This is a genomic window from bacterium (assembly GCA_035559435.1).
Lineage (GTDB): Bacteria > Zixibacteria > MSB-5A5 > WJJR01 > WJJR01 > JACQFV01.
The window spans coordinates 1-26806 of the sequence record DATMBC010000043.1; the positions used below are offsets into that span (position 1 = coordinate 1).

19 protein-coding genes are annotated in these 26806 nt (G+C 62.9%); 16 read left to right on the top strand and 3 right to left on the bottom strand.

The features are described from left to right. Positions 1-124: 124 nt before the first annotated feature. Entirely contained in the window at positions 125-904 is a 780-nt protein-coding gene (gene pgl / locus VNN55_04680) for a 6-phosphogluconolactonase (GenBank protein HWO56844.1), read from the top strand. Between the two features lie 113 nt (positions 905-1017). On the opposite strand, the gene VNN55_04685 is transcribed toward pgl, so the two are convergent. Continuing rightward, a complete protein-coding gene (locus VNN55_04685) occupies positions 1018-2934 on the bottom strand; it encodes a S8 family serine peptidase (protein ID HWO56845.1) in 1917 nt (638 codons plus the stop codon). A gap of 2336 nt (positions 2935-5270) precedes the next feature. Here VNN55_04685 and VNN55_04690 point away from each other — a divergent pair. From VNN55_04690 to VNN55_04715, 6 genes are all read left to right on the top strand, one after another. Beyond that, the gene (locus VNN55_04690; protein ID HWO56846.1) at positions 5271-5477 is read left to right on the top strand and encodes a cold-shock protein; all 207 of its coding nucleotides are present in this window, start codon (positions 5271-5273) and stop codon (positions 5475-5477) included. A gap of 529 nt (positions 5478-6006) precedes the next feature. Next, entirely contained in the window at positions 6007-8217 is a 2211-nt protein-coding gene (locus tag VNN55_04695; GenBank protein HWO56847.1) for a S46 family peptidase, read from the top strand. A 269-nt stretch (positions 8218-8486) separates the two neighbouring features. Continuing rightward, positions 8487-8996, top strand: a complete 510-nt coding sequence (locus tag VNN55_04700; protein ID HWO56848.1) for a hypothetical protein — start codon at positions 8487-8489, stop codon at positions 8994-8996. Between the two features lie 170 nt (positions 8997-9166). Next, positions 9167-10690, top strand: coding sequence for an aromatic amino acid ammonia-lyase (locus VNN55_04705; GenBank protein HWO56849.1), 1524 nt, complete (start codon positions 9167-9169; stop codon positions 10688-10690). 58 nt (positions 10691-10748) lie between these two features. Beyond that, a complete protein-coding gene (locus tag VNN55_04710; GenBank protein ID HWO56850.1) occupies positions 10749-12089 on the top strand; it encodes a pitrilysin family protein in 1341 nt (446 codons plus the stop codon). After that, complete coding sequence (locus tag VNN55_04715; GenBank protein ID HWO56851.1) at positions 12086-13591, top strand: pitrilysin family protein; 1506 nt, start codon at positions 12086-12088, stop codon at positions 13589-13591. Before VNN55_04710 ends, VNN55_04715 begins: the two co-directional genes overlap by 4 nt. A 131-nt stretch (positions 13592-13722) precedes the next feature. On the opposite strand, the gene VNN55_04720 is transcribed toward VNN55_04715, so the two are convergent. Further along, complete coding sequence (locus VNN55_04720; GenBank protein ID HWO56852.1) at positions 13723-13917, bottom strand: hypothetical protein; 195 nt, start codon at positions 13915-13917, stop codon at positions 13723-13725. 372 nt (positions 13918-14289) lie between these two features. Here VNN55_04720 and VNN55_04725 point away from each other — a divergent pair, with 372 nt between their 5' ends. Together VNN55_04725 and VNN55_04730 are read left to right on the top strand one after the other, a co-directional pair. Further along, positions 14290-14856: a hypothetical protein gene (locus VNN55_04725; protein HWO56853.1), complete on the top strand. Its 567-nt coding sequence runs from the start codon at positions 14290-14292 to the stop codon at positions 14854-14856. A 24-nt stretch (positions 14857-14880) separates the two neighbouring features. Continuing rightward, positions 14881-15216 carry a hypothetical protein gene (locus VNN55_04730; protein ID HWO56854.1) on the top strand — a complete coding sequence of 112 codons (336 nt, stop codon included), beginning with the start codon at positions 14881-14883 and terminating at the stop codon, positions 15214-15216. 66 nt (positions 15217-15282) lie between these two features. On the opposite strand, the gene VNN55_04735 is transcribed toward VNN55_04730, so the two are convergent. Then, positions 15283-17682 carry a hypothetical protein gene (locus VNN55_04735; protein ID HWO56855.1) on the bottom strand — a complete coding sequence of 800 codons (2400 nt, stop codon included), beginning with the start codon at positions 17680-17682 and terminating at the stop codon, positions 15283-15285. 260 nt (positions 17683-17942) lie between these two features. On the opposite strand from VNN55_04735, the gene VNN55_04740 reads away from it, so the two are divergent. The 7 genes from VNN55_04740 to VNN55_04770 all read left to right on the top strand — a co-directional run bounded on the left by VNN55_04740 (position 17943) and on the right by VNN55_04770 (position 26805). Next, complete coding sequence (locus tag VNN55_04740) at positions 17943-18935, top strand: DUF6569 family protein (protein HWO56856.1); 993 nt, start codon at positions 17943-17945, stop codon at positions 18933-18935. 430 nt (positions 18936-19365) lie between these two features. Continuing rightward, positions 19366-20013, top strand: coding sequence for a cytochrome c3 family protein (locus VNN55_04745; GenBank protein ID HWO56857.1), 648 nt, complete (start codon positions 19366-19368; stop codon positions 20011-20013). Continuing rightward, a complete protein-coding gene (locus tag VNN55_04750; protein HWO56858.1) occupies positions 20001-23018 on the top strand; it encodes a TAT-variant-translocated molybdopterin oxidoreductase in 3018 nt (1005 codons plus the stop codon). The genes VNN55_04745 and VNN55_04750 overlap by 13 nt, the downstream gene beginning before the upstream one ends. Beyond that, the gene (gene nrfD, locus VNN55_04755) at positions 23015-24430 is read left to right on the top strand and encodes an NrfD/PsrC family molybdoenzyme membrane anchor subunit (protein ID HWO56859.1); all 1416 of its coding nucleotides are present in this window, start codon (positions 23015-23017) and stop codon (positions 24428-24430) included. Before VNN55_04750 ends, nrfD begins: the two co-directional genes overlap by 4 nt. After that, the gene (locus VNN55_04760) at positions 24427-24969 is read left to right on the top strand and encodes a DUF3341 domain-containing protein (GenBank protein ID HWO56860.1); all 543 of its coding nucleotides are present in this window, start codon (positions 24427-24429) and stop codon (positions 24967-24969) included. The genes nrfD and VNN55_04760 overlap by 4 nt, the downstream gene beginning before the upstream one ends. A 4-nt stretch (positions 24970-24973) precedes the next feature. After that, on the top strand, positions 24974-25615 hold the full coding sequence (locus VNN55_04765; protein ID HWO56861.1) for a cytochrome c: 642 nt from the start codon (positions 24974-24976) through the stop codon (positions 25613-25615). Between the two features lie 5 nt (positions 25616-25620). Next, positions 25621-26805, top strand: coding sequence for a hypothetical protein (locus VNN55_04770; protein HWO56862.1), 1185 nt, complete (start codon positions 25621-25623; stop codon positions 26803-26805). Position 26806: the final 1 nt, after the last annotated feature.

Below are 26806 nucleotides of genomic sequence, written 5' to 3' on the forward strand. Positions count from 1 at the left end.
TTATGTTTCTATGAGCCGGGCAGTTGGGGGCCGCCGGCCGCCGATGAACTGCTGGCGCGCAAGTCGCGCCACTGGCGGCTGGGTTGTCCCGATGACCTCGCATAGTTGAAATCGCCAGGGGGCCATGAACCCGGACTTTCAGGTCTTTCCCGATCGCGCGGCGCTGGCCGCAGCGGCGGCCGCACATATCCTTGATGTGGCCGGCGCGGCCATCGACCGCGGCGGCATCTGCCGGGTCGCGCTGTCGGGCGGGCAGACGCCGGAGCCGGTCTACCGCCTGCTGGTCAGCGCTCGCATCGACTGGTATCGTGTCCACCTGTTCTGGACCGATGAGCGCTGCGTGCCGCCCGACCACCCCGAGAGCAACTATGGCATGGCACGGCGCGCGCTTTTGGACCATGTCCCGGCGCCGCCGGGGAATGTACATCGCATCCACGGCGAGGATCCTCCGGCGCAGGCGGCCGCGGACTATGAGCGCCAATTGCGTGACCACTTTGGCGCGCCCCTGCCGCGATTTGATCTGATTCTCCTGGGACTCGGCGCCGATGGGCATACCGCGTCGCTTTTCCCAAACTCAACGGCCCTGCGCGAACACAAGCGGCTGGTAACGCCGGTCCAACATCCGGCGACCGGGCAATGGCGGGTGACACTCACTCTGCCGTCGCTCAATGCCGCCGTGAGCGTTGCGGTGCTGGCTTCCGGGGCCGACAAGGCGGAGGCGGTCCGGCAGACGCGTTCCGGCAGCGAGCCGTCGTTGCCGCTGGCCCAGGTTCATCCCGCGGATGGCCACCTCCGCTGGTTTGTCGACCGGGCAGCGACGGGGGAGGAGGGTGGTGAACGCCGTATCGGGGCTTCCGGCCCGCCGGCATCTGAAACTTCCTCAAAGGGAGCCCATGGTGGTTAACTGGGCCGAGCCGAGGATCGGCCGGGTCCTTCGTGGGAAGTTCGGGGGCGGGGACTAGAGTCGGAACGTGCCAGACTTCAAGCCGGAGCGACCGACGCCTGCTGGTGACGCGCTCAGTAGCTGAACTCGTAGCAAACGCCGGGCGGATCACCAGAACGGAAGACGTGGTTGTACAGCAACGTATAGTCGGTGATGCTCTTGTTCCCGTCACAGTTCACGTCCGAAAGCCCCGCAAAGAGGGCCGGAGCAGACCCGCCTCTGAACACTTCATCAAAAACGAGGACGCAATCTGACACATTGAGGAGCCCGTCCCAATTGCAATCGCCACGGCTGACGGCGCACATGGCGCGAAAGACGTTGATGCGTCCGTAGCCGTAATCGTCGTCCGGGCCCTGGGCGCCGAGATCATCACATGTATTCTTGATGATGTCGAAGACTATCGCTCGCGGATCGCCAGACGAGATGAAGTCGGACCTGCGGGAGAGTATCAGCGCGGAGAGACCCGCCACTTCCGGGGCGGCCACGGATGTTCCAGTGCCTCGGCACTCGTAGTTCTTTGAATCACCGCACTCTCCGCCGGACCTGTCAGGGACGTAGCCGCTGTCACCCATGACGTCGAGGGTCCAGAAATTGCTAAGCGAATCCGGGCAGTCCGTTCGGTCTGCCGGATGGCCCCCCGCAGGTGCGACAAAATCCAATCGACCTCCGTGGGCACTGTAGAACCAGAGCGCGTCGGCACTATCGGTTGCTCCAACTGCGAACACGCCTGCCCCGTCCGCCGGCGGCTCAACGTCTCCGCCGAGATTCCCGGCTGCTGCACAGACCGTAATTCCATTTTGGTACATCAAGTACAGCTCGTCGTACCAAATCCAGGATTTCGTGGTATCGCTCCAGCCGCCGTACACATCAGGAGTTGCCCCAATACTTATGGAAACCACCTGTGCGCCCGCAGTCTGCCAGGCGTAGCGGAATGCCTCTGCGAACAGACTGTCAGTTGTCCAGCCGTTGTTGTCGTCAAGAACCTTGATTGCCACGAAATCGCATTTCGGTGCCAGCCCCCTGATTCCAATCGTATCAGACTGATCCGCGGCGATTAACCCAAGCACTTCGATGCCGTGAGAGCAGTTGCAGGGTCTGTCCACCCAAGGGGGCGGGCCTGAGCACGGGAAGTACGGATTCGAATCTGCGAGCGGGTCGGCGAAGCTTTCTCCGACTACGTCCCAACCGAGAATCGGATTGCTCACGCTCAGGTCTTCGTGATCGACCCGCCCGTTGATCGAATCCCATGGGAATCCGATGTCAATGACTGCGACCGTGACATTGGATGAACCTTTGGACAAGTACCAAGCGCTGTCTGCATCGATTCCGGCACTGTCGATGCCATTCCGCCTGTAGTTCCATTGCCTCGGCCAGAAATTGTGGCTCACGTCATTCAGGATCGGTCTCCAGATCAGATTTGGCTTTGCCCATTCGCAGAGCCCGCTGGCCACAAACTCATCGCTCACGTCGAGTGCCGTCGTTTCCGATCCCCCGCGCATCCGAACAAACTGATGATGGGGTCTCTCAGGGTCAGGCTGTTCGGCGATCTCCGTCAATTGCTCGTTGAGCGAATCACGGAGCTGGCCCGATACCTCTTTCCGCCACTTGACTATGATTTGATCCGTCATGTACACGTCGCTGCCGTCCCGGCCGAGCAGGGCGGGATTTGCAATCGCGACATCGCTGGAACGTCGCAGACTGTCAAGTGCCAACTCCGCGTCTACGCTGCTTGTCAGTGCGTACACAAAGAATCCGTGAGCAATGGCAACGGGAGTCACTCCTGGGTCGATCAGGGGATGATCATTTGCAAAGTTGAGCGCGCCACTTGCATCAGCCGAGCTCAGAAGCTTGATGCAGACATTCCTGGGCGAAATGGGAAGACCGTGGTATGAAGGAGCGGCTGAGCGGACCTCTTGTGGATCTATCGCAACGATTGAGGTGACAGTGACGGCAACGGCCAAGAGCGCAGGTACCACCCATGCCCGTAACATGATGACCTCCCGTGTTAATAGCGTGGAAGTACGACTATGCCATCTGCGGACCGCTTTGGGGCTTTCAAGAGAAAGTTCGTGATTTCCTTCGATCTGGTATCAATGACAAGGATTGGTCCTCGAAACATGCAGTTCACGTACGCTTTGTGCCCTCCGGGCACAAACCGAATGTCATCGACGCGCCAGCGTATTTCGGGAAACTCCTCGTCGAGTCCGAAAGTGGGAATCGTATCGAGAATTGCTCCGGTCTTGGCGTCCAGGACCAAGACATGGCCGGGCCACGCTTCACCGAATGTGGGAGGCGGCCCCGGATCTGTAATCCACAATTCACGCTCGTCCGGACTCAATCTGCAGCGACCTAGCGCCGAATAGAGGTTTGCGCGAAAGATGACACGGCGGTCCTTCAGGGAGTAGGCAAAGACAGAGGGACTCGACCAGTCCGCCCCTAACAGGTAAAGCACATCGCCGTCGCGAGACGGCTCGATCCATCGGCACTGAACAGGCTCTGAACCCTCGTCTACTGTGAAGCTGTCAACCAGTGTGAGTGAATTGAGGTCGAATACGCCAATCTGTGAATAGTCTGGAGGCGATCCCGCAGAGCCTCGTGCGACGATGCACAAGATGGTATCTTGGGTTGATAGCCGGATAGGATTCCGCAGGCGAATCCAGAACGCCGTGTCAAACGCGAACTCCGGAAGCTGGTATGTTCTTAACGTGTCGAGAGTTGTGGTCAATAATACGCCGTGATCCTCCAAAAACACTGCGTGCTCTGGAGCCAGCAGCGTCGACACTTGGGTCCTTGATCGCAGGTCCCAGACTCTCGTGGGTCGACCGGATTCTAGACTCGTAATGTATAACCCCGTGGAGGAACCGGTAAGCTCAGATGGAGTGAGCATCCCAGGATATCCTAGGCTGTCGATGAGTGAGTCGTTGTCGCAATCATACACGCCGATCCAGCCTCCCGGCCGGACTCCCGCACATAGCAGGTAGTGCTCTTGTGTCGGTGTCGTCTTGTCGTCGGAGCACGCAGCCAAGAGCATGCACAGCAGGAGTGCCCAATACGCGCATGATCGGCAGGTTTCACTGCTCAAGAATCGGGCCACAGCGTATGGCATTCAGGCTCCGTCTACGAGTTTGTGCCCATATATTGAGTCCCAATCGCGTCGGCGTCAAGCAGAATGGAGTACCGGAATGCAAGTCTCGACACTTATGGGAGAATCAAGCATGCGCGTCTGGACGCGATCTGGAATCATAAGGGTGTCAAGAGCTTGCTCCCGCCTCAGACGAAGGACTTGCGGATATCTGAGTGACATGCGTTCGATAGGGGACTGATTGACTCACTTATCCTCCAGCGTCATAGGTCCATCTCACGCGGCAGCGTCGGCAATACATCATTTGCATCTGGTGTCACGGCATAGGTGGCGACGCCATTTGGCGTATGGGGCGCTTCACTTGATCACATAATCCGACAAGGAGCGCACACGGGTGGGGCTACAACGTGTTGGCACCCATACTTCACAACGGCTGCCTGACAAACCCGCGACTCCGGGCGGATTTCTGAATTGGCGCAACATGCGCGGGTTCCCGGTGGAAATCAGTGACCAGCAGCCCCCACACCACGAATGCCAGGAGAAGCCGATAGTGCAGCCAGAACATGATGATAAACTCATGGGTCGGCAGACGCGCCGGGGCCGATTTGCCCGAACCCTTGTCGGGGCGGAAGCCAGTGTGGCGAAGATCGGCTGCAGACGTTCGACCGCCTCCGTCGGACCGCCGAACTTCAAACTCTACTCTTCAGTCTATCGCCAACTGCCGTCGGATGTGCCAACTTCGAGACAGCGGATGCCGGGTTTGCCGGCGGGTGCGGCACGCCGCATGGAGTCCTTGGAATTGGAAATGCCGCCCTCGAGAATGGTGTCCTCAGGGAAGTGAGGTCTTATCAACCCCGGGCCGTCTCCTCGGTGGGCGCGCTGGCGGGCACCATTACCCAATCTGCGCGTGGCGGCGGCCGAGTCGCGGTTTGTCGCATAGGCCACCGCATGGTGGCCCCAGGCCGGCAGACGCGAGGTCATGTTACCGCGCATCAGTCCCAACCCGATCGTGCCGATCTGTGGCGGCGGCCCCCTTCTTACCGGGCTAAAAAATCTCACTTGACGGCCCGCTTGCTTCTGCCGATTCTACCAGCGGAAGCAACTGGAAACAGCCGTCGCTCACGAAGGTCTAAGTTCTGGAACACTCCCGGAAAACCGTAAGGACGCACGACCTGTTTCTACGGCCATAGGGGCCAGGGGAGGTGGGACCCCCGGGTTGTCCCATGCAAGAAAGGAACGTGGAGTATGCCGGAAGGCACCGTGAAGTGGTTCAACGACGCCAAGGGATATGGGTTCATCTCCCAGGAAGGCGGCAAGGACGTGTTCGTGCACCATCAGGCCATCATGATGGAGGGCTTCCGCAGCTTGAAGGAAGGGGACCGGGTCTCCTTCGAGATCGTCGAAGGTCCCAAGGGCCCGCAGGCGGCGAATGTCAAGCGCGTCGGCGGCTGAGACACGACCATAACGCGTCGCGCTCACTGCGCGGCCGCACCCATAACCCCCGGACCGATGGTCCGGGGGTTTTCATTTCCGTGTCCCGCAGTTGGCTGGCGAGACGCCCTTCACCGCGTTCTCGAGGCAGTCGATCGCTTTGTCGGGCTTGCCCGCCGGCGGCAGCGCACGGACCCTGCCGCCGACTGCCGGTCCAACGTCAAATCCGTCGCCAGAAACAGAGAACTCATCCCGCCGCCGGCCAGCGACCGCTCGATGCGGTACCGGCCGCTCGTTTCGCCCTGATGTGCCATCGGATGTGCGCCTCCCTGTTTGAGTATACGGACAATCGCATCGGCGGGGGGTGCCGTCGGGCTTCTGACATCGAGAATAACTGTCGCCATTCGTTGTGTGCATCAATGAGGAGCGTCGTTGTCCTGATTCCGCTGTCTTTTTGACAGAAAAAACCCGACTTTGACGGTCCGTGAATACTGCGCGCGCCGGCCGCCTCTTAACTTCCGGCGTGACTGTGCCCAAAGGAGGAGCTGAAATGCCAAGTGTGTGTGGGAAGGCCGCCTGTCGGCTGTCGGTGTGTGCGGCGCTTCTGGTTGTCCTGCTTGTCCCCGGAGCGGCGAACGCCGTGGAGGGGATGTGGCCGGTGTTTGCGCTCGAACAATTGAACTTCGACAGTCTGAAGGCCATGGGTCTGCAACTGGATCGCGAGGCGATCTACAATCGCGACAACGGCGGCCTCTGCGCGGCCGTGGTGCAGCTGGGCGGAGGGACGGGGTCGTTTGTCTCCCCCAACGGGCTCATTATCACCAATCACCATGTCGCCTTCGGCGCGGTGCAGGCCGCCAGCACCGCCGAGAAAAATTATGTCGAGAATGGCTTCATCGCCCACTCGATTGCCGAGGAGATTCCGGCGATGGGCTACAACTGTTATGTCATCAAGTCGTTTGAGGATGTGACCAGGGAGGTCAAGGGCGCGCTCAAGGCCTCGATGACTCCCGAAAAGCGGCACGAGGCGTACGACAAAGTCACCAAGAAGATTATCGCCCGTGGCGAGAAGCCCGGCAATGTGCGCTGCGAGGTGGCGGCCTTTGACGGCGGGCTGACTTACATTCTGGTCACGTTTTTCCGCATTCAGGATGTCCGCATCGTGGCCGTGCCGCCGGAAGGCATCGGCAACTTCGGCGGCGAGATCGACAACTGGATGTGGCCGCGCCACACCGGCGACTATTCGTTCCTGCGCGCCTATGTCGCCCCCGACGGCACACCGGCCGAGTACTCCAAGCAGAATGTGCCCTATCAGTCGAAGACCTATTTCCCGATCTCGGCCGGGCCGTTGAAGGAGGGGGACTTCAGTTTCGTGTTGGGGTATCCCGGCGGGACATCGCGCTTTGCCAGTTCCTATGAGATCGAAGACGGGCTCGACTTCTACTATCCGACCAGCGTGCGCTACCGCAAGGCGCTGATCGGCATCATGGAGGAGGCCGGCGCCCGCGATCCCGAGATCGCCGTGCGGGTCTCAAACGACATTGCCGGGCTGGCCAACTACCTCAAGAATTTTGAGGGCATGATCAAGGGGCTGAAGAAGGGGCATGTCCTCGACCTGCGCCGCGAACGCGAAGCGCGGCTGACCGCCGCGATCGCCGCCGACAAGGCGCTGTCGAAAAAGTACGCCCAGACCCTGCCGGGTCTGAAGGCCATGTACGACGAGCGCTGGCAGTACCGCGAAAAGTCCACAGTCCTGGGTTGGATGCGTCAGGCCTCCGATCTGCTCGGGCTGGCCAACCGGCTCTATAAGTGGAGCATCGAAAAGACCAAGCCCGACATGCAGCGCGAGCCGGCGTACATGGAGCGCAACGTGCCGTCGTTGATCCGCCGCACCAGGGAGGCGCAGGTCAATCTGGTGCCTGATGTCGAGCGGACCATGCTTAATTATGTGCTCGTGCAGGCGATGCGTCTGCCTGCCGGCCAGCGAATCGCCGCCCTCGACCAATTGATCGGCGACACCACCGCCGGCGTCGAAGCGGCCGTGGCGGCCTTCACCGCGAAACTCTACGCCGGCACACAGGTGGGCAATCTCGACGAGCGCATGGCCATGCTGGAGATGACGACCGAGCAGCTGCTGGCCCGCGATGACTCGTTCATCAACCTGGCCGCGGCCCTCTACGACGAGTTCGAGACGTCGCGCAAGCGCGGCGAGGTCTTCGCGGCGCTCTCCGAGAAGCTGAACTCCGAACTGGTGGCGGCCGAACGTGAAGCCAATGTCGGCCCCGCCTATCCGGATGCCAACGGCACCATGCGCCTAAGTTACGGTTTTGTCATGGGTTACTCTCCCGCCGACGCGACGCACTATGACGCCTTCACGCGGCTTTCCGGCGTGATGGAAAAGGAGACCGGCGAGTCGCCCTTCAACAGCCCGAAGAAACTGATTGAAGTGGCGCGGGCCCGCGACTTCGCCCGCTACATGGACTTGACCCTGGGCGATGTCCCGGTCGATTTCCTCACCGACCATGACACCACCGGCGGCAGCTCCGGCAGTCCGATCCTGAATGCGCGCGGCGAACTGATCGGGTTGTGCTTTGACGGCAACTACGAAGCCATTGCCGGCGACTATGAATACGACCAACGGGTCAACCGCACCATTAATGTGGACTCGCGTTATATCCTTTTCACGCTCGACAAGGTGATGGGCGCAACCGAATTGCTCAACGAGCTGTCGGTGCGCGGCGCAGTCTCCAGCGCCGAGTAGACGCAGGTCGCGAAGCCCGCCGCGACGCTCTCCGGCGCCACGAGCCATGTCCCCTGCGCGATGTCTGCGCAGGGGACGTCGCTTTTTGGGGCCGCCGGATGAAAAATCGCAAAACTCCCGGCGGCGGAGCGTATACAATACTGCAACCTTTGCACCTCGTGCACCGCAGGACGCATCGGCCGCCGGTCGCGGGCCGAAACAAGCAGTCCGACCGAACCGCGTCTGTGAAACTGGCGCATCGGACATGGGGATCACAGCAGGAGGGTGTCATGGCGTGCATTCCGCGTTTGATCGACATCGATCTGCCGCCGGTGTTGTCGGCCCGCTGGGGCACGCGCGTCGATCAGGTGGTGACGGCGTTGTCGGCTTCGCCGTCGGAGTGCCGTATCAATCACGGGATCCCGCACGGCTTCGGGCAGGGACGCTGCCCCTGCCGGGCCGTGTCGCTGGCCACCTGCGGCAGCGTCTGCGGCGAGGACGCCGATCTGAAACTCTGCTTCCGGAAGGGCTACCTCTGCGCGGTTGGCTGCTGGCTCTCCAGGGTGCGGGCGATGTCGCCGCACGACTTTTATGCTTTCGCCGAGCGTCTGCGGCGCGCCATGACCGCGGCGGTCGGCGCGCCGACGGTCCTGCGGCACCCGCACGGCCAGGCCGAGATCACCTATCGCTGGCAGGGCGAAGCGCAGCGCGTGCAGATGCTGGTGGATGAATCCGATGGCCAGCGGATCGTCATCGTCGCCAACGACCCTTGGGTCTGCTCGTGGTGCACCGCGCATTAACGATCCCGGCACGTTGACACAATTCCGAAAAACCCACGGACACCGGTTGTCCTGACCGGCGAAATGTCCCAATTTGACCCCCTGATTGCCGCTTTTGTTCGGCGGCGGTTGTGCTGTTTTTTGTCGGTCGGTCCCGGCGGCGGAGCGCCGGAACGACAGGAGAAGCGACGATGTCCATTGTTCTGGACGGCTCCAATCTCACAATAGAGACACTCACACGGATCGCCCGCGACGGCGAGAAGGTGGAACTGGCGCCGGCGGCCCTGGAGCGTATCAAGGCCTGCCGCGCCCTGCTGGAGGAGAAGATCCGCGCGCGCGAGATCATGTATGGCGTCAACACCGGCATCGGCGAGTTTTCGGAAGTGGTGCTCAACGATGACCAGGTGAAGGACTTCCAGCGCTACCTGATCTACAACCACGCCGCCGGGATCGGCGACCCGGCGCCGATCGAGCATGTGCGCGGCGCGATGGCCGGCCGCATCAACGTTCATGCCCATGGCAACTCGGGGTGCCGTCCCGAGATTACCCTGACCTATGTCGAGATGCTCAACCGCGGCGTCACGCCGGTGGTCTGCCAGAAGGGATCGGTCGGCGCCTGCGGCGATCTGGCGCCAATGTCGCAGATTGCCCTGCTGTTGCTCGGCGAGGGAGAGGCCTTCTACCAGGGACAGCGTCTGCCCGGCAAGGTGGCGCTGGAGAAAGCCGGCATCCCCGTTCCCGGTCTGCAGGCGCGCGACGGACTGGCGGCGATCAACGGCTCCAACCTGCTGACCGCGATGAGCGCGCTGCACCTCCACGACATGAACCGCTGGCTCAAGCAGGCCGAGATCGCCTGTGCCATGAGTCTGGAAGCGCTGCTGGCCAATCTCAAGCCCTATCAGCCGAAACTGCACGAGGTGCGCGGGTTCCCCGGCGCGATGCGCAGCGCGCGCGCGATCATGAAGTGTATCGGCGGCTCCGATTTGGTCACCGGCAAGATGAAGACCAAGGTGCAGGACGCCTACTCGATGCGCTCCTCGCCGCAGGTGATCGGCGCGGCCCATGACGCGTTGGTCTATGCGCGCAAGCAGGTGGAGACCGAACTCAACGGCATCGGCGACAACCCGATTTTCTTCCCGGAAGAGAAACTGACCCTGACCGGCGCCAACTTCCAGGGCAGCCCGGTGTCCCTGCCGATGGATCTGGCCGGGGCGGCGATCACCATGGTCTGCGTTCTCTCCGAGCGCCGTCTCAACCGCCTCGCCAATCCCGCGCTCAGCGTCGGGCTGCCGCCGTTTCTGACCAAGGGCGCCGGGATGTTCTCCGGGATGATGCTCAGCCAGTACACCTGCGACACGCTGATCGTCGAGCAACGCATGCTCTCGATGCCGGCCAGCGTCGGCTCGATTCCCGCCGCCGCCGATCAGGAAGACTTCGTCTCGATGGGCATGAACACCGCGCTGAAAAACGAACAGATTCTCGACAATGCCTACGGCATCCTCGGCATTGAATTCATGGCCGCCGCGCAGGGGCTGGATTTCCGCGACTTCACGCCGGGCGTGGGTGTCCGCGCCGCGCACGCCGTCATCCGGCAGCATGTCGCGCATCTTGACGTCGATCGTCCGATGTATGTCGACCACAACATCATGAAGGACCTGGTGCGGTCGGGCGCGATACTTGACGCGGTAGAGAAGGCCGTGGGGCCGCTGGAATAGCCGTCGTCACCAAGTCGACACAATGGGTCATAACCGTCACAACCAACAGGAGTCCCCGATGAAACGACACTGGGCGCTGCCCGCCCTGCTCGTCGCGCTCGTCGGCCTGGCGTCGGCAGTCACCGCGCAGGCCGAGCCGATGTTCCCCTACCCCTATACCCAGACCGTGCTCGACAACGGGCTCACCGTGGTGCTGGTCCCGATGGAAAGCCCCGGCATGGTCGCCTACTACAGCATCGTGCGCACCGGCAGCCGCGATGAGTACGAGCCCGGCCATTCCGGCTTCGCCCACTTCTTCGAGCACATGATGTTCCGCGGTACGAAGAAGTACCCGGGCGATGTCTATGACAAATTGATGACCGAGATGGGCGCCGACGCCAACGCCTTCACCTCAGATGACGTCACCTGCTACCACATCGAGTTCGCCGCCGAGGATCTCGAGCTGGTGATGCAGCTGGAAAGCGACCGTTTCCAGAACCTCGCCTACACCGAGCCGGCCTTCAAGACCGAAGCGGGGGCGATCTACGGCGAGTACCGCAAGAGCGTCGCCAGCCCCGGGTTCGTCCTCTTCGAGACGTTGATGAACACCGCCTACGACGTGCACACCTACAAGCACACGACGATGGGCTTCGAGGCGGACATCGCCGCGATGCCGACCATGTACGATTACTCAATCGCGTTCTTCAACCGCTACTACCGTCCGGACAATGTCGTGCTGGTCATCGTCGGCGACATTGAGACCGAGCCGACGCTGGCGATGGTCCGGAAGTACTACGGCGCCTGGCAGAAGGGGTATGTCCCGCCGCAGGTGCAGCCCGAGCCGGAGCAGACCGCCCCGCGTCGCGCCGATGCCAGGTTCGCCGGACGCACGCTGCCGATTGTGGCCATCGCCTACAAAGCGCCGGCCTACTCGGCCACCGCCATCGAGCCGGCCGCTTGCATGCTCCTCGGCGACCTCGCCTTTGGCGAAACCAGCGCGATCTACAAAAAGCTGGTGCTCGACGAGCAGCGCGTGCAGTACCTGCGCGGCGGCGCCGGGCTCAACCGCGATCCCGGGCTGTTTACCGTCACGACCATGATCAAAGACCCCGCTGACCGTGACGCCATCGAGCAGGAAATCTACAAGACCATCGCCTTCTTCCAGGCCAACCGCGTCGATGAGAAACGACTGGCCGATGTGAAAAGCAACGTCAAGTACGGCTTCCTGATGGGGCTGGAGACCCCCGGCGACGTCGCCGGACGGCTCGTCGACGTGCTGGCCCTGACCGGAAGCATGGACTCGCTCAATCAATTCTATGAAACCCTGAACAAGGTGACGCCGGAGGACATCATGAACGCCGCGAAGACGTATCTGACCGATGCGCGGCGCACGGTGGTCGTGGTGGAGGGCCAATCATGAAACGCAATCACTGGACTGCCTGTCTGACGGTGGCCGTTCTGGCCGCCGTGCTCGGCGGCGGGATCGCCACCGCCTGGGGGATGAGCACCGTCGAACTGCCGGTCCCCTCCGATCCCACCGTCACTTTCCGCATCATGTTCAAAGTGGGCACGCAGAATGACCCGCCCGGCAAGGAAGGGCTGGCCGCGCTGACCGCCGCGATGCTCAGTGACGGCGCCACGCTGCAGAACACCTACGATCAGATCCTTGAGAAACTGTACCCGATGGCCGCCGGCTACGGCGTCTCGGCCGACAAGGAAGTGACCGTGGTCAGCGGACGGGTGCACAAGGATCACCTCGACGCCTACCTCGAACTGCTGATGCAGGCGATCACCAGCCCCGCCTTCAGCGAGGCCGACTTCGAGCGCAACAAGACCAATGTGCTCAACTACCTCGACCGCACGCTGAAATTCTCCAACGACGAGGCCTTCGGCAAGCAGATGCTTTACGACGCGGTCTTTGCCGGCACGCCCTATGGGCATCCCGACGCCGGTTTGCCCGCGTCGGTGCGCTCGATCACGCTGGATGACGTGAGGAATTTCTACAAGACGCACTACACCGCCGCCAACGTCGTGATCGGCCTCGGCGGGGGATATGACGCCGCGCTGGTCGAGAAGGTGAAGACGGCGCTCAGCGTGTTGCCGGCCGATCCTCCGCCGCCGGTGGCCAAACCCGCGCCCGCCCCGATTGAAGGCATCGATGTGGTGCTGGTTGACAAGGAGACGCCGGCGACGGCAATCAGTTTCGGATTCCCGCTGGATGTCCTGCGCGGCGAGCGCGACTGGTACGCCCTCTGGATCGCCAACTCCTGGCTGGGCGAGCATCGCAACTCATCCAGCCATCTCTACCAGGTGATCCGCGAGGCGCGCGGCTTGAACTACGGCGACTATTCTTACATCGAGTACTTCCAGAACGGCTGGTGGCATTCGTTCCCGCCGCCGAACACGCCCCGCCGCCGGCAGTTGTTCGAGGTGTGGATCCGTCCGGTGGCCAACGAGGCCGCGCACTTTGCCCTGCGCGCCGCGATCCGCGAAGTGCAGTCGCTGATCGACAACGGCATGAAGGCCGAGGACTTCGAACTGACGAAGAAGTTCCTCAAGAAGTATGTCCGCCACTACGCGCCGACCACCGATTACCGGCTGGGCTACAAGCTCGACGACGCCTTCTACGGCATCAACGATCATTTGGCCACCGCCGAGAAGATCCTCGACGAAATCACGCTGGCCGACGTCAACGCGGCGCTGAAAAAGCACCTGCAGACGGCCAACATGAAGATCGCGATGATCACCAAGGACGCCGCCGCAATGAAGGAGGCGCTGGTCTCCAACGCCCCCTGTTCGGTCAACTACGCGACGCCCAAGCCGGAACTGGCCGATGAGGACCAGATCATCGGCACTTATCCGCTCAAGATCGATCCGGCCAAAGTCGTGATCGTGCCGGTAGACAGCGTCTTTATGCGGTAGTCGCCGTCACTGTTGATGCGCCAAGTCGGCCCACCGCCCAGGTGGGCCGACTTTGTTTGTGGGGGGTGCAAAAGCAAAAGCCCGCCGGACAGAGACGTCCCGCGGGCTTGGCCAGACACTCGGCTATGCGCTTACTTGTGTTCGATCGCCATCGGAAGGTGCTTGCTGCACCAGGCGCGCAAATTCGACGACCCGATCGTCGACTGTCGCGCACGCGTTTCGCCGATCACCGCGTTGCAGACGCAACAACGGACCCGCACGATATTGCCGGTGCCGCGAAACTGTTTGGGACGCTGCTTGTGACCAGAACGAGCGATGGTAACCATATCTTTCCTTCACTGCCCCTGTCTTACTTATACGAAACTTGCGCCAAAAAGCCGAAGAAAAAGAGCACTAAATATTGGGTTTTCTTGGGTTTACGGGCCCATTTGTTGGGGTAAGGCAGCAGTTTTCTCCCAAATTCGCCTGAAGACGCCCTAAAACCGATGAAATCGGGCTGGTTTGGAGGCGGCCCGGATCGCCTGCAACGGGGAGCAGGGCAGCTGGCCGGCCAGCCGCCAGCGTCAGGTCCGGGCTCGCCTCCTTAATCACAATTGCCAACAGAGAGGGGCGGGTTTAGCTTCACCCCGTGCTTGTCCGCATATTCTGACGATTCGCGATCGTGATAACCCGGGCGTCCGCGCCCCAAGGAGGCAGTCATGGTTGAGTTAACCGCTCTCTGGCTTCCGATCCTGCTATCCGCGGTCATCGTCTTCATTGCCAGTTCGATCATCCACATGGGGCCGTTCTGGCACAAGAATGACTACGCCAAAGTCCCCAACGAGGACAAGGTGATGGACGCCCTGCGTCCGCTGGCGATCCCGCCCGGGGACTACATGGTGCCGCGCTGTAATTCATCGGCGGAGATGAAATCGCCGGAGTTCGCTGAAAAACTCAAGAAGGGGCCGGTGCTGGTGATGACCGTGCTGCCGAACGGGCAAATCTCGATGGGCAAGAGTCTGGTCTTGTGGTTCCTGTACACGGTGGTCGTCGGGATATTTTCGGCCTATATCGCCGGTCGCGCCCAACCGCCGGGCGCGCACTACCTCCAAGTCTTTCGATTTGCGGGCTGCACGGCCTTCATCGGGTATGCGGTCGCTCTCTGGCAGGCATCGATATGGTACGGGCGCTCGTGGAGCACGACGATCAAATTGACACTGGATGGTCTCATCTATGGTCTGCTGACCGGGGGAACCTTTGGCTGGCTCTGGCCGAGGGCCATGTAGGCGACAGGCCAGGAGGGGGACAGGATGCGACTGCGCAAATCCACCAAGATCGGCCGGCGCAAGGCGCTCAATGCGCTCGGCGAGTTCAAGCAACGTCTGCGCGGGGTGCTGGCCGTGATCGGCGGCAGCGGCGCCACCCGCGAGGCGATCACCCGGCGGCTCAACGACAACGGCTGTCCGACCAGCCGTTCCTCGGTCACCCGCTGGATGAACCCGGACAGCCGCGCGGTGCCGGACTCGTACCAGTTGCTGGTGATCAGCATGCTGGCGCATGACATCTCGATTGACTGGCTGATGGGCAAACGCCGCGCCGAGAGCGCCGCCGAACTCTTCATCGAGGCGCAGGGCAAGCGCCGCTGATGGCGATCACGAACACAGGCCCCATCCGCTTGGACGGGGCCTGTCAGTCTTTCGGCCGCGCGCCGGCTATCGCCTGGATTTCGACTCGCTCAACTTGCGCGCGAAGGCGGTGATCGCCTCCCACTGGCCGTCGGCGTGAATCCCCGCCTCCTCCAGCACTTTTTCCGCCGATCCGCTGCCGAGATAGTGATTGCGACGGAACGAGTGGAGCGTGTGCTCCAGCCCCAGCCCCGAACGCACCCAGCGGTACATCGTCGGCAACGTGAAATCGGTGATCCCCATCGATTCGAAGGCCAGATGCTCCGGGAAGATGCGCTCGCGCTCGGCCGCTTCGAGCAGGTTGAACAGCTCCACCGATGAGACGTAGTAGACATTCATGTTGTATCCGGCGGCGTCGAGACGGGGGAGAACCTCCCTGACGAAGATCGACGCGACTCCGTTGCCCTGCAGGATGACCGTGCCATCGTAACGCTTCGCCTTCGGATCGGCCTTGCGGAGCGCGTAGACGCCCTTGGTCGTCTCCATCCGGTCGGGAAGGCGCAGTTGCTCCCAATCGACCAGTTTGTCGGCGGGGCGGGTGACAAAGGGGGCCAGCACCGCCGGCCGATGTCGCAGCGCCGTGATCAGCAGCGGCCAGACCTCGCGCGCATCCCACGGGGTCAGCGTGATCATCACCTTGCCGGGGAAGCACTCCTGCAACAGTTGCAACGCCTGCGGGTCGGCATGGGTGGGGCCGTCCTCGCCGGTCTTCACGCCGGCGTGCGCGTTGACCATGATCCAGGTGTCATACGGTTGGCCGGTGATGGCCTCGCGCGCCTGCTGGCCGATGCCGTGCAGGCGCGCCGCGATGTGCTCCAGCGCGGCGAGGAAGGCGCCATACGACGATGACACGCCGATGTGTGACCCGAAACTGGCCAGGCCGGACATGAAGGCGCCCATGCTGTCTTCACAGATGCCGCCAATCGGGACCAGCCGGGCGTTGGGATTGCGCGCCGTGTGATACCATCCTTCGGGGAATCCCTTGGCGATGTTGGCAATGCTGGTCGACCCGGACAGATCGGCGGCGGCGGCGAAAAAACCGCCGTGCGTGCGCTTGTTCAGTTCGCCCAGCGCGGTGCCCAGGGCGTCGCGCAACGTGACCGTATCACCCGGCTTGTAGCGGAGCGCCTCGGGCGGTTCCTGCGCGCGGATCCCGGCGTCGGAATAGAGCAGATTCCGCTGCGGCGCCGCGGCCGCCGCGCGACGGACTCGTCCGTTGAGCCGCTCGCGCGCCGCGGCCAGATGCTCGCCGGCGAAGGTGGTCAACTCGCGGTCGTTTTCGATGGCGGCGCGGATCACCATCAACGTGTCGAAGTAGCACTTCTCGATCCGCTCCGGTGTCTTGTCCCCCTCGAACCGCGGACAGGTGGCGCCGAAGACCTCCTCGAACTCCATCAGCGACCGGTAGTACCCCTCGGAGGCGAACTTATGCCCGGCGCCGTGCGACGCGCGTCCCTCGATGCCATAGCGCCACCCCTTGACGGTGCGATAGATCACCGCGGTGGGCTGGCCGTTGTCCAGCGACAGCGCCAGGCGCTGCGCGGCCAGCACCTGTCGGAAATCCATTCCGTCGGGGACGTGGATCGCGTTCCAATCGTGGAAAAGCGTCAGCTCCAGCGGATTCCACTGCACATACTCGCCGGGGCCGCTCTCGTCGAGGCAGACATGGTTGGAGTCGATTGAGGCCTGGTTGAAATCGACGTGGAGAATGACATTCGACAGCCCGATGGTGGCCGCGGCCGCCAGCGCTTCATGGACACGCCCCGGCGTCATCCCGCCTTCGCCTTCGAGGACATGCACCCGCGGCGGATCATCGCGATAGACATCCCTGGCGCCCAGCGCCAGGCCGAAGGCGGCCGGCACACCGACACCGCTCGCGCCGGTGGCGTGCTTTACAAACGGCACATAGCAGGTCGGGTGGCCATCCAGCGCCTTGGCGCGCAGTTGCCGGAACAGCGGCGTGGTGGTGGTCGGATTGCGACGGAACCCCAGCAGATCCTCCAAGCGCAGTTGCCGTTTCTCCGGCGCCAGCAGATCGGGACGCGCCACCCGCGCCAGTTCGTTGCGCAGCGCCCAATGGGCATAAAGCCCCATCGCCTTGTGTCCGGCGGCGTAGGAGAGGATGTCGTTGTCGGGACGGTCGGGTAAGCCGAGATCATAATCGAGCGACTGGTAGATGATCCCCTGCACGATCCGCCCCGAGGAGATGCTACCGCCCGGATGCCCCGAGGTGGGCACGAAGTTGTACATGATGGCGCAGAGCGTGCGGTAGATCAGATCGAGCTTCTCCCACTGGCCGAGCTCGCTGGTGTCGAAACGCGTTCCCTGTGCCGACGGGTGCGCCGCGATGTCGTAGAAGCGGCCGCGCCGCGGCAGAAGCGGCATGGCGGTCCGTGCGGAGGGGTGGGGTTCGGCGATGGCGGGCATATCAGAAACTCCTGCTGGGTCGGTGAGTGTCCGGTTCATCGAGCATCAATGTCCCTCAGAAACTACGGCATTCGCCACGGGGCCGACACCGCCCCGGCAAAGTATTGACAGCCGCGGCCGGCGGGATTTGACAACCATCGACAGCGGCAAACGTTTGCGCAACTGGCCACGTTGGAGTGGTAACAGGCGGTAGGCAGTATAACCTGGGACGCGCGGAGTCCGACCGCGACGTGTGCCCATCACAGGAAGTGAGGGAGTTCATGAACGTCGCTGTACGGGAATACCTGGCCCGTATTCGCACCGGGCCGGTCCAGTCTTACAAGCGCTTGGCGGTGGTGCCGTTGTTTGCCGAAGGAAACGGCGGCCCCGACTACATGACGTTGTCCGAAGCGATGTCCGCCGGAGTCCTGATCGTGACCGAAATGTCCGCCGCTGGGCGCGTTCCGGAATTGTTCGTCGAAAACACCTCCGACCGTCCGATTCTGCTGCTCGATGGGGAGGAGGTGGCCGGCGCCAAGCAGAATCGCGTGCTGAACACCTCGGTCCTGCTGAAGGGGAAATCGAAGACGCTGATCCCGGTCAGTTGCACCGAACAGGGACGCTGGCATTACACCAGCAGCACCTTCGCGGATTCGGGCGTGGTTATGTCGCCGCGGATGCGCGCGCGCAAGATGAACTTCGTGACGCGATCGGTGCGCGCCGAGGGTTTATTCCTCTCTGATCAGGGGGACGTCTGGAGGAGCGTGGCCGAACTGGCCCACAGCACGTCGACCATGTCGCCGACCCGCGCCATGCGCGATACCTTTGCGCAGCGCGCCAACGATCTGCAGGAGTACGTCTCACACTTCCGCGTGGAACCCGGGCAGAACGGGATGCTGGTATTCGTCGCGGGAGAGCCGATGGGGTTCGATGCGCTCTCGCGTCCGGAGGCATTCGCCACGCTGGCGCCGAAGCTCCTGCGAAGCGCCGCAATGGAGGCGCTCGCGGTGGGGAAGGATGACGGCCCCGCGGTCAACGTGGCGGCGGCGGAAGCATTTCTTCGCCGGGCCGCCGCGCTGACACCAACCCCGCACCCATCGATCGGGCTGGGCGAGGACTGGCGTTTCGAGGGCGATGACCTGGTCGGCTCGGCGCTGGTTGTCGAGGGGGTCGTAATCCACACCGCCTTCTTCCGCGCCCTGCGTGCCGCCGAGGGCGAGGATCATTTTCCTTCGCTGGGCCGGCGGCGGGGATTTCGCAGCGACCGGCCGTAGGCAGGTCATCGGGACAAAGAGAAATCTCTCACATCTTACTCCGTCTTAAAATTCCCCTCTTCCGCTGTCTTGGCGGGAGGGGGGAATTCATTTTCTCCCGTGGTGTTGCAGCGCCGCAAACCGGATCGGATCGATCGCGTTAAGGATTCAACCGGCGCCTCAAATCTGCCCCGCCCCTGGTCTGATTAAGCGCTTCTTGTGAAATTTTTGTCAATTTTTCGCACGGACCTCTTCCCAAGCCGCGGGAAATTGCGTATCCCTCACGCTCCCAATCGGGACCCCTCCCCGGTTGGCGGCGAAAAAGAGAGTGGTTCTGAGGGGTTACCGCGGACGCCATGGAAGACCCGAAGCGGTCCCGCCGGAAGGTAACGAGCGTCGCGGTCTTATGATGTCAGAGCGAGAACAAGACAGAAACAGTCCTGATATTGGCTTGCCGCAGCTTTTCCCGCCTTGGACCAATCGCTTGCCGCTGGTCATCGCGCTGGCAGGGGTGGGGCTGATCGTTGGCGCGGTCTTTTTCTTTTGGCATTTCGGGTCGCCGAAGTTCACCGATGTCGGCTACCGTCCCGAGCAGCCGGTGCCCTACAGCCACAAACTGCACGCGGGCGATCTCGGCATCGACTGCCGCTACTGCCACACCGGCGTGGAGACCGGGCCGCACGCCGGTGTTCCGCCCACCCAGACCTGCATGAACTGCCACAAGCTCATCCTGCCGGAGAGCCCGAAGCTGCTCCCGGTGCGCGAGAGCTGGGCGACACGCGTGCCAATCACATGGGTCAAGGTGCATGACCTGCCGCAGTACGCCTACTTCAACCACGGCGTCCATGTGCGCGCCGGTGTCGGCTGTGAAAGCTGCCACGGAAACGTGGCGGAGATGGAAAAGGTGACCCTGCGCGAGACGCTTTCGATGTCCTGGTGTCTTGATTGCCACCGCAACCCCGACCCGCACCTGCGCCGTCCGGAGGATGTCACCAGGATGAACTGGACCCCCGGGCCCGACCACGCCTCATATGTGGCCCGCTGGAAAACCGAGCACAAGATCATACCCCCGGAGGACTGCGCCGCGTGTCATCGCTAAATCCACAGACGCCGCCGTCCGGACGCGACTACTGGCGCAGCCTGGATGCCCGCGCCGAGACGCCGCTGGCGCAGGAGTATCTGCGCCGCGAGTTTACCGAAGGTGCCTCCGAGCTTTTCGATGGCGTGTCGCGGCGCAAGTTCCTGTCGCTGATGAGCGCCTCGGTGGCGCTGGCCACCTTCGCCGGGTGCCGCAAGCCGGTTGAGAAGATCATTCCGTATGTCGTGCCGCCGGAAAACCTTGTCCCCGGCATTCCGCAGTATTACGCGACCACCATGCCCCTGGGCGCCCATGCCTACGGGCTGCTGGTCGAAGCGCATGAAGGGCGCCCCACCAAAATCGAAGGTAACACACGGCATCCCGCGACCCGCGGCCGATCGAACGCCATCCTGCAGGCGGCGATTCTGGGACTCTATGATCCCGATCGCTCGCGGGTTGTCCTTCATCATGGGGGCGAGCGCACCTGGGCCGATTTCGTCGCCTTCTGGCGTCCGCTGCTGGAGAAACACCGTCAGACGGGCGGCGCGGGGCTGGCGATCCTATCCGAGGAATTTGCCTCGCCGACTCTGGCGCGGCTGAAAACCGAATTCCACGCCGCCTTCCCGCAGGGCACATGGGTGGCCTATGAGCCGATGGCCATGGAGAACCCGCTGCGCGGGACAGCCGCCGCGCTCGGGCAGACGTTGCGTCCCGTCCATCGCTTCGACCGTGCCGCGCGCGTGTTGGCGTTGGACTGCGATTTCCTGCTGACTGAACCGGAATCAATCACGGCAACCGCCGACTTTGCCGCGCGTCGTCAGATGTTGTCTCCGTCCGACGAGATGAACCGGCTCTATGTCGTCGAGGGCGCTTACTCCCTGACCGGCACAATGGCCGATCATCGGCTGCGGTTGAAGGCAGGCCGGATCGGCGCTTTTGCCGCGACATTGGCCAATCGGCTGCGCGAGCGCGGGCTGGCCGTGGCCGGCGGTCTATTGCCCTCCGATTCCGCCATCGGCCGCGACTGGCTGGACGCCGTCGCCGATGATTTGATGGCGCATCGCGGCGCGTCGCTGGTCTGCGCCGGCATGGCGCAGCCGCCGGCGGTGCATGCGTTGGTGGCCGCCATCAACTTTGCGCTCGGCAATGTCGGGCAGACGGTCGAGTACCGGTCGCTGCCTGATGCCGCCCTCTCCGACACCGATCAGTTGGCCGCGCTCACCGACGCCATGCAGGCGGGCACGGTCGACACGCTGGTGATGCTGGGCGGCAATCCGGTCTACAACGCGCCCGCCGATCTGAGATTCGCCGCCGCGCTCACCAAGGTCGCCAATGCCATCCACCTCTCGCCCTATCTGGACGAAACATCGCGTCGTTGCCACTGGCATATCCCGCGCGCGCATTTCCTCGAAGCCTGGGGCGATGCCCGCGCCGTCGATGGCACACTCAGCGTCATTCAGCCGTTGATCGAGCCGCTCTTCAACGGCCATTCCGACATCGAGCTGGCGGAGCTGATCACCAGCGGACGCGAGACCCGCGGCTATGATCTGGTGCGCGCCACCTGGACCGATTTCCTGCCGGGCCTCGGCTTCGAGGCGGCCTGGCAGAAGGTTCTCCACGACGGTCTGCTGGAAAACAGCGCCGTGCCGCCGGCGGAGGCTGTCATCGATCCGCAGCGTTTGGCCGGACATCTGGCCGCGCATGCGTGGTCGAATGACGCCGCCGGACTGGAGCTGACGTTTGCGCCGTCGCCGTCGGTCCACGATGGCCGATTCGCCAACAACGGCTGGTTGCAGGAACTGCCCAATTCACTGACCAAAGTGACCTGGGACAATCCCGCGATCATCTCGCCGGCCAGCGCGCGCCGTCTGGGCTTTGAGACCCTGCCGACACTGAAAAGCAATCGCGTCGACCTGGCGCGTCTGGAGCTCAATGGCCGCTCGCTGGAAATCCCGGTCTGGGTTCAGCCCGGACAGGCCGATGACACCGTGACCGTGTTTGTCGGTTATGGCCGTGAGAGTCTCGGCCGCGTCGCCGATGGTGTCGGCTTCGATGTCTACCCGCTGCGGACACGCGCCGCCGCCTTCATCGCCGCCGGCGCCGCTCTGCAGCCGACCGGACGCACCTATCCGATCGCCGCCACGCAGGAGCACGGCGCGATGGAGGGGCGGCCGATTGTGCGCGAGGGGACCATCGAGGAGTTCCGCCGGAACCCCGCGTTTGCCCGCGACATGGTCAAGCATCCGCCGCTGGTGTCGCTGTGGAAGGAGCACTCTTACGATGAGGGCCATCAGTGGGGCATGTCGATCGATCTGACCATGTGCACCGGCTGCAACGCCTGCACGATCGCCTGCCAGAGCGAGAACAACATCCCGGTGGTGGGCAAAGAGCAGGTCAGCCGCGGACGCGAGATGCACTGGATCCGTGTCGACCGCTACTTCACCGGGGATGAGGACGAGCCCGACGTCGTGCATCAGCCCGTCGCCTGCGTGCATTGCGAAAACGCCCCCTGCGAGCAGGTCTGCCCGGTGGCGGCGACGGTGCACAGCGCCGACGGCCTCAATCAGATGGTGTACAACCGCTGCATCGGCACGCGCTACTGCTCGAACAACTGCCCGTACAAGGTGCGCCGGTTCAACTTCTTCAACTACGTCAAGGAAACGCCGGAGGTGATGAAGATGGCGATGAACCCCGATGTCACCATGCGCTTCCGCGGCGTGATGGAAAAATGCACCTACTGCGTCCAGCGCATCAGCCGCGGCCGCATCAACGCCAAGGCGGAAGGCCGCGACTTGGTCGACGGCGACATCGTCAGCGCCTGCCAGCAGGCCTGCCCCGCCGGCGCCATCGTCTTCGGCAACATCAACGATCCCGACAGCCGGGTCTCGCGCATGCGCCAATTGGCGCAGCGCTATGAACTGCTCGGCGAATACAACACCCAACCGCGCACGTCCTTTTTGGCCAAACTGCGCAACCCCAACCCGGCGCTGCTGGCCGCGACGTCCGGGAGAACGGCATCCGCGTGAGCTCGCAGATCAACCACACCGTGGCCGCGGCGTCCGAACCGCCGCTTATTCTCGGCAACCCGACCTTTGGCGCCGTCTCCGAACGGATCAGCGCCATCACCGAGCGAAAGACCACCCGCGCCTGGTACATCGCCTTTGGCGTCGCGCTCTCGCTGCTCGGTCTGTTTGTCATCATGGTCGGCTATCTGGTCTATGAGGGCATCGGCATCTGGGGCGTGAATGTGCCGACCGGCTGGGGCTGGGCGATCATCAACTTTGTCTGGTGGGTCGGTATCGGCCATGCCGGCACGCTGATTTCCGCCATTCTCTTCTTGCTGCGGCAGCGGTGGCGGACCTCGATCAACCGTTTCGCCGAGGCGATGACACTCTTCGCCGTGATCTGCGCGCTGATGTTCCCGGCGCTGCATGTCGGGCGCGTTTGGCTGGCCTACTACATGTTTCCGTTGCCCAATCAGATGGGGATGTGGCCCAACTGGCGCAGCCCGCTTCTGTGGGACGTGTTCGCCGTCAGCACCTACTTCACCGTGTCGCTTTTGTTCTGGTATGTCGGTCTGGTGCCCGATCTGGCGACGATGCGCGACCGCGCCACCAGCCGTCTGCGCAAATTCGTGCTGGGCATCTTCTCGCTGGGGTGGCGCGGGGGCAACCGGCAGTGGCGGCACTATGAACTGGCGTACCTGCTCCTCGCCGGACTGTCGACGCCGCTGGTGCTGTCGGTGCACTCGGTCGTGTCGACCGACTTCTGCGTCAGTCTGATGCCCGGCTGGCACACCACGATCTTTCCGCCGTATTTCGTCGCCGGCGCGATTTTCTCGGGCTTTGCGATGGTGGTCACGCTCTCGATCATCGCGCGCAAGATCTTCGGGCTGACCGATTTCATCACCGCCCGCCATCTCGACATCATGTCGAAGGTCATGCTGGTCACCGGCATGATGGTGGCCTACGCCTATACCATTGAGTTTTTCACCGCCTGGTACTCGGGCAATCTCTACGAGCGCTTCGTCTTCCTCAATCGCGCCACCGGGCCGTATGCCTGGGGCTACTGGACGATGATTTTCTGCAACATCGTGGTGCCGCAGGCGTTCTGGTTCAAGCGTCTGCGCCAAAGCATCCCGGTGCTGTTTATCGCCTCGATTCTGATCAATGTCGGCATGTGGTTCGAGCGGTTCGTGATCGTCATCACCTCGCTCACACAGGACTTCCTGCCGGCCTCGTGGGATTACTACAAGCCGACGATGTTTGATATCGGCCTCTTTGCCGGGTCGTTCGGGTTGTTCTTTACCTTGTTCCTGCTGTTTATCCGTTTCCTGCCGATGATCGCGATGGCGGAGGTCAAAGGCGTGCTGCCCCAGGCCGACCCGCACCATCACGGTCCGGCGCAGAAAGAAACGGCCGCGGGGGTGCACGGATGAGCGGCTCCGGACGCATTCTCGGCATTCTCGGTCAGTTCGACGGGCCCGGCGCGCTCATGCGCGCGGCCTATGGGGTCCGTGACGCCGGCTACAAGCATTTCGACTGTCATTCGCCGTTCCCGATCCATGGCATGGACGAGGCGATGGGGATGCGGCGCTCGCCGCTGGGCTGGCTGGTCGGACTGTCGGCGATCGTCGGCGTCGGCGGCGCCTTCCTGCTGCAGTGGTGGGCATCGACCATCGCCTACCCGTTCGTCATCGGCGGCAAGCCGTATTTCAGTTTCCAGGCCTATGTCCCAATCAGTTTCGGCGTCGGGGTGCTCTTGTCGGCCATCACCGCCGTCTTCGGCATGTTTCACCTGAACCGGTTGCCGCGTCTGCATCATCCGGTCTTCTATTCCGACCGGTTCCGCGCGGCCTCCAACGACGGCTTCTTTGTCTCGATCGAGGCCAACGAACCCAACTTTGACCCGGCGCAGGCCGAGGAATTGCTCAGGCGGCTCGGCGCCATCCATGTCGAGCTGTTGCGGGGAGAGTAGCGACGTGATCCGGTCGTGGATGAAAAGCGGGCTGGAGCGCATGGCGCGGCGGGGCGCGGTGTGTGTCGCCGCGGCGTTGTCGCTGTGGTCCTGCCAGGGCCAGCCGAGCGCCGATCCGCCGATTCACCTGAATCCGAATATGGACAATCAGGAGAAGCTGGTGGCCTACGGCGAAAGCCGGATCTCCGCCGACGGCGCGGCGATGCGCACGCCGCCGGCCGGGACCGTGGCCCGCGGCCAACTGGTCACCGACATCGCCTATCACACCGGCGTCGACGCATCCGGCGACACGCTGCGCCAGATGCCGGTTGCGATCACCATGCCGCTTTTGCAGCGCGGACGCGAGCGTTTCAACATCTTCTGCTCGCCCTGCCATGGGCAGGTGGGCGATGGCCGTGGGATCATGGTCACGCGCGGCTATGTTCCGCCGCCCAGTTTCCACACCGACCGTATCCGCAACATGCGCGACGGCGAGATCTTCGGCGTCATCACCAACGGCGTGCGCAACATGCCCTCCTACCGTCATCAGATTCCGGTCGATGACCGCTGGGCGATCACCGCCTACCTGCGCACCCTGCAACGCGCGCACAATGCGACGCTCAATGATATTCCGCTCGAACAGCGCGACAAACTGGGGACACCGTAAACGGCATGACGATCGCCAAAGACACATACCGGCTGGACGGCGGCGCGGGCGCGGGCAAGCGGGCGCTGATCATCGGATTGGTGGCGTTGGCCATCACCGGCGTGGGATTTCTGGTCGATCGCCAGCGGTTCTTCCACGCCTACCTCACCGCCTACATGTTCTGGCTCACCATCGCCTTGGGCGCGCTCTTTCTGGTGATGCTGCACTACCTGGTCAATGCCCGCTGGAGCATCGTCATCCGCCGCCTGGTCGAAAGCATCATGACCGTCCTGCCGGCGATGGCGATCCTGTTCCTGCCGATTCTGGGCGGGATGCACGATCTTTATCATTGGACCCACACCGAGGCGGTCGCCGGCGATGAACTGCTCACCGCCAAGGCGCCGTACCTCAACGCCGCCTTCTTCATCGCGCGCGCCGCGGCCTACTTTGCCATCTGGTTTGTGCTGGCGCGCACGCTCTACCGCAACTCGATCGCCGAGGACACGCGCTACGATGAGGCGCGTCGGGCGAAGACCCGCAAGGTGGCGGCCGGCGGGATGCTGCTTTTTGCCTTCACCACCACGTTCGCCGCCTTCGACTGGCTGATGTCGCTGGATCCGCACTGGTACTCGACGATCTTCGGCGTCTATGTCTTCGCCGGCGCTGCGCTCTCGATCGTCTGCTTTGTCACCATCCTGCTGGCTTACCTGCGCCGCCAGGGCGTGCTGGCCAACGTTGTGGGTGTCGAGCACTACAACGATCTGGGCAAACTCACGTTCGCGTTCACCATCTTCTGGGCCTACATGGCCTTCTCGCAGTACTTCATCATCTGGTACGCCAACATTCCCGAGGAGACCATCTGGTATCAGCACCGCTGGGCGGGATCGTGGAAGTTCGTCTCGCTGCTTCTGGTGATCGGGCACTTTGTCGTGCCGTTTATCCTGCTGTTGCCGAAGACGATCAAGCGCAACCTCGGGTTTCTGGTCGGGATGTCGCTGTGGCTTCTGCTCATGCAGTGGGTCGACCTGTTCTGGCTGGTGATGCCGTCGATTTCGCCCGATGGCGCCGCGCTGTCGTGGATCGATCCGGTGGCGATGGTCGGCATCGGCGGCGTTTTCCTCTGGCTGTTCTGGCGGAAGTTCGCCAGCGCCTCGATCATTCCGGTCGGTGATCCGCGTCTGGACGCCTCGATTGAGAGTCTGAGTCTCTGAG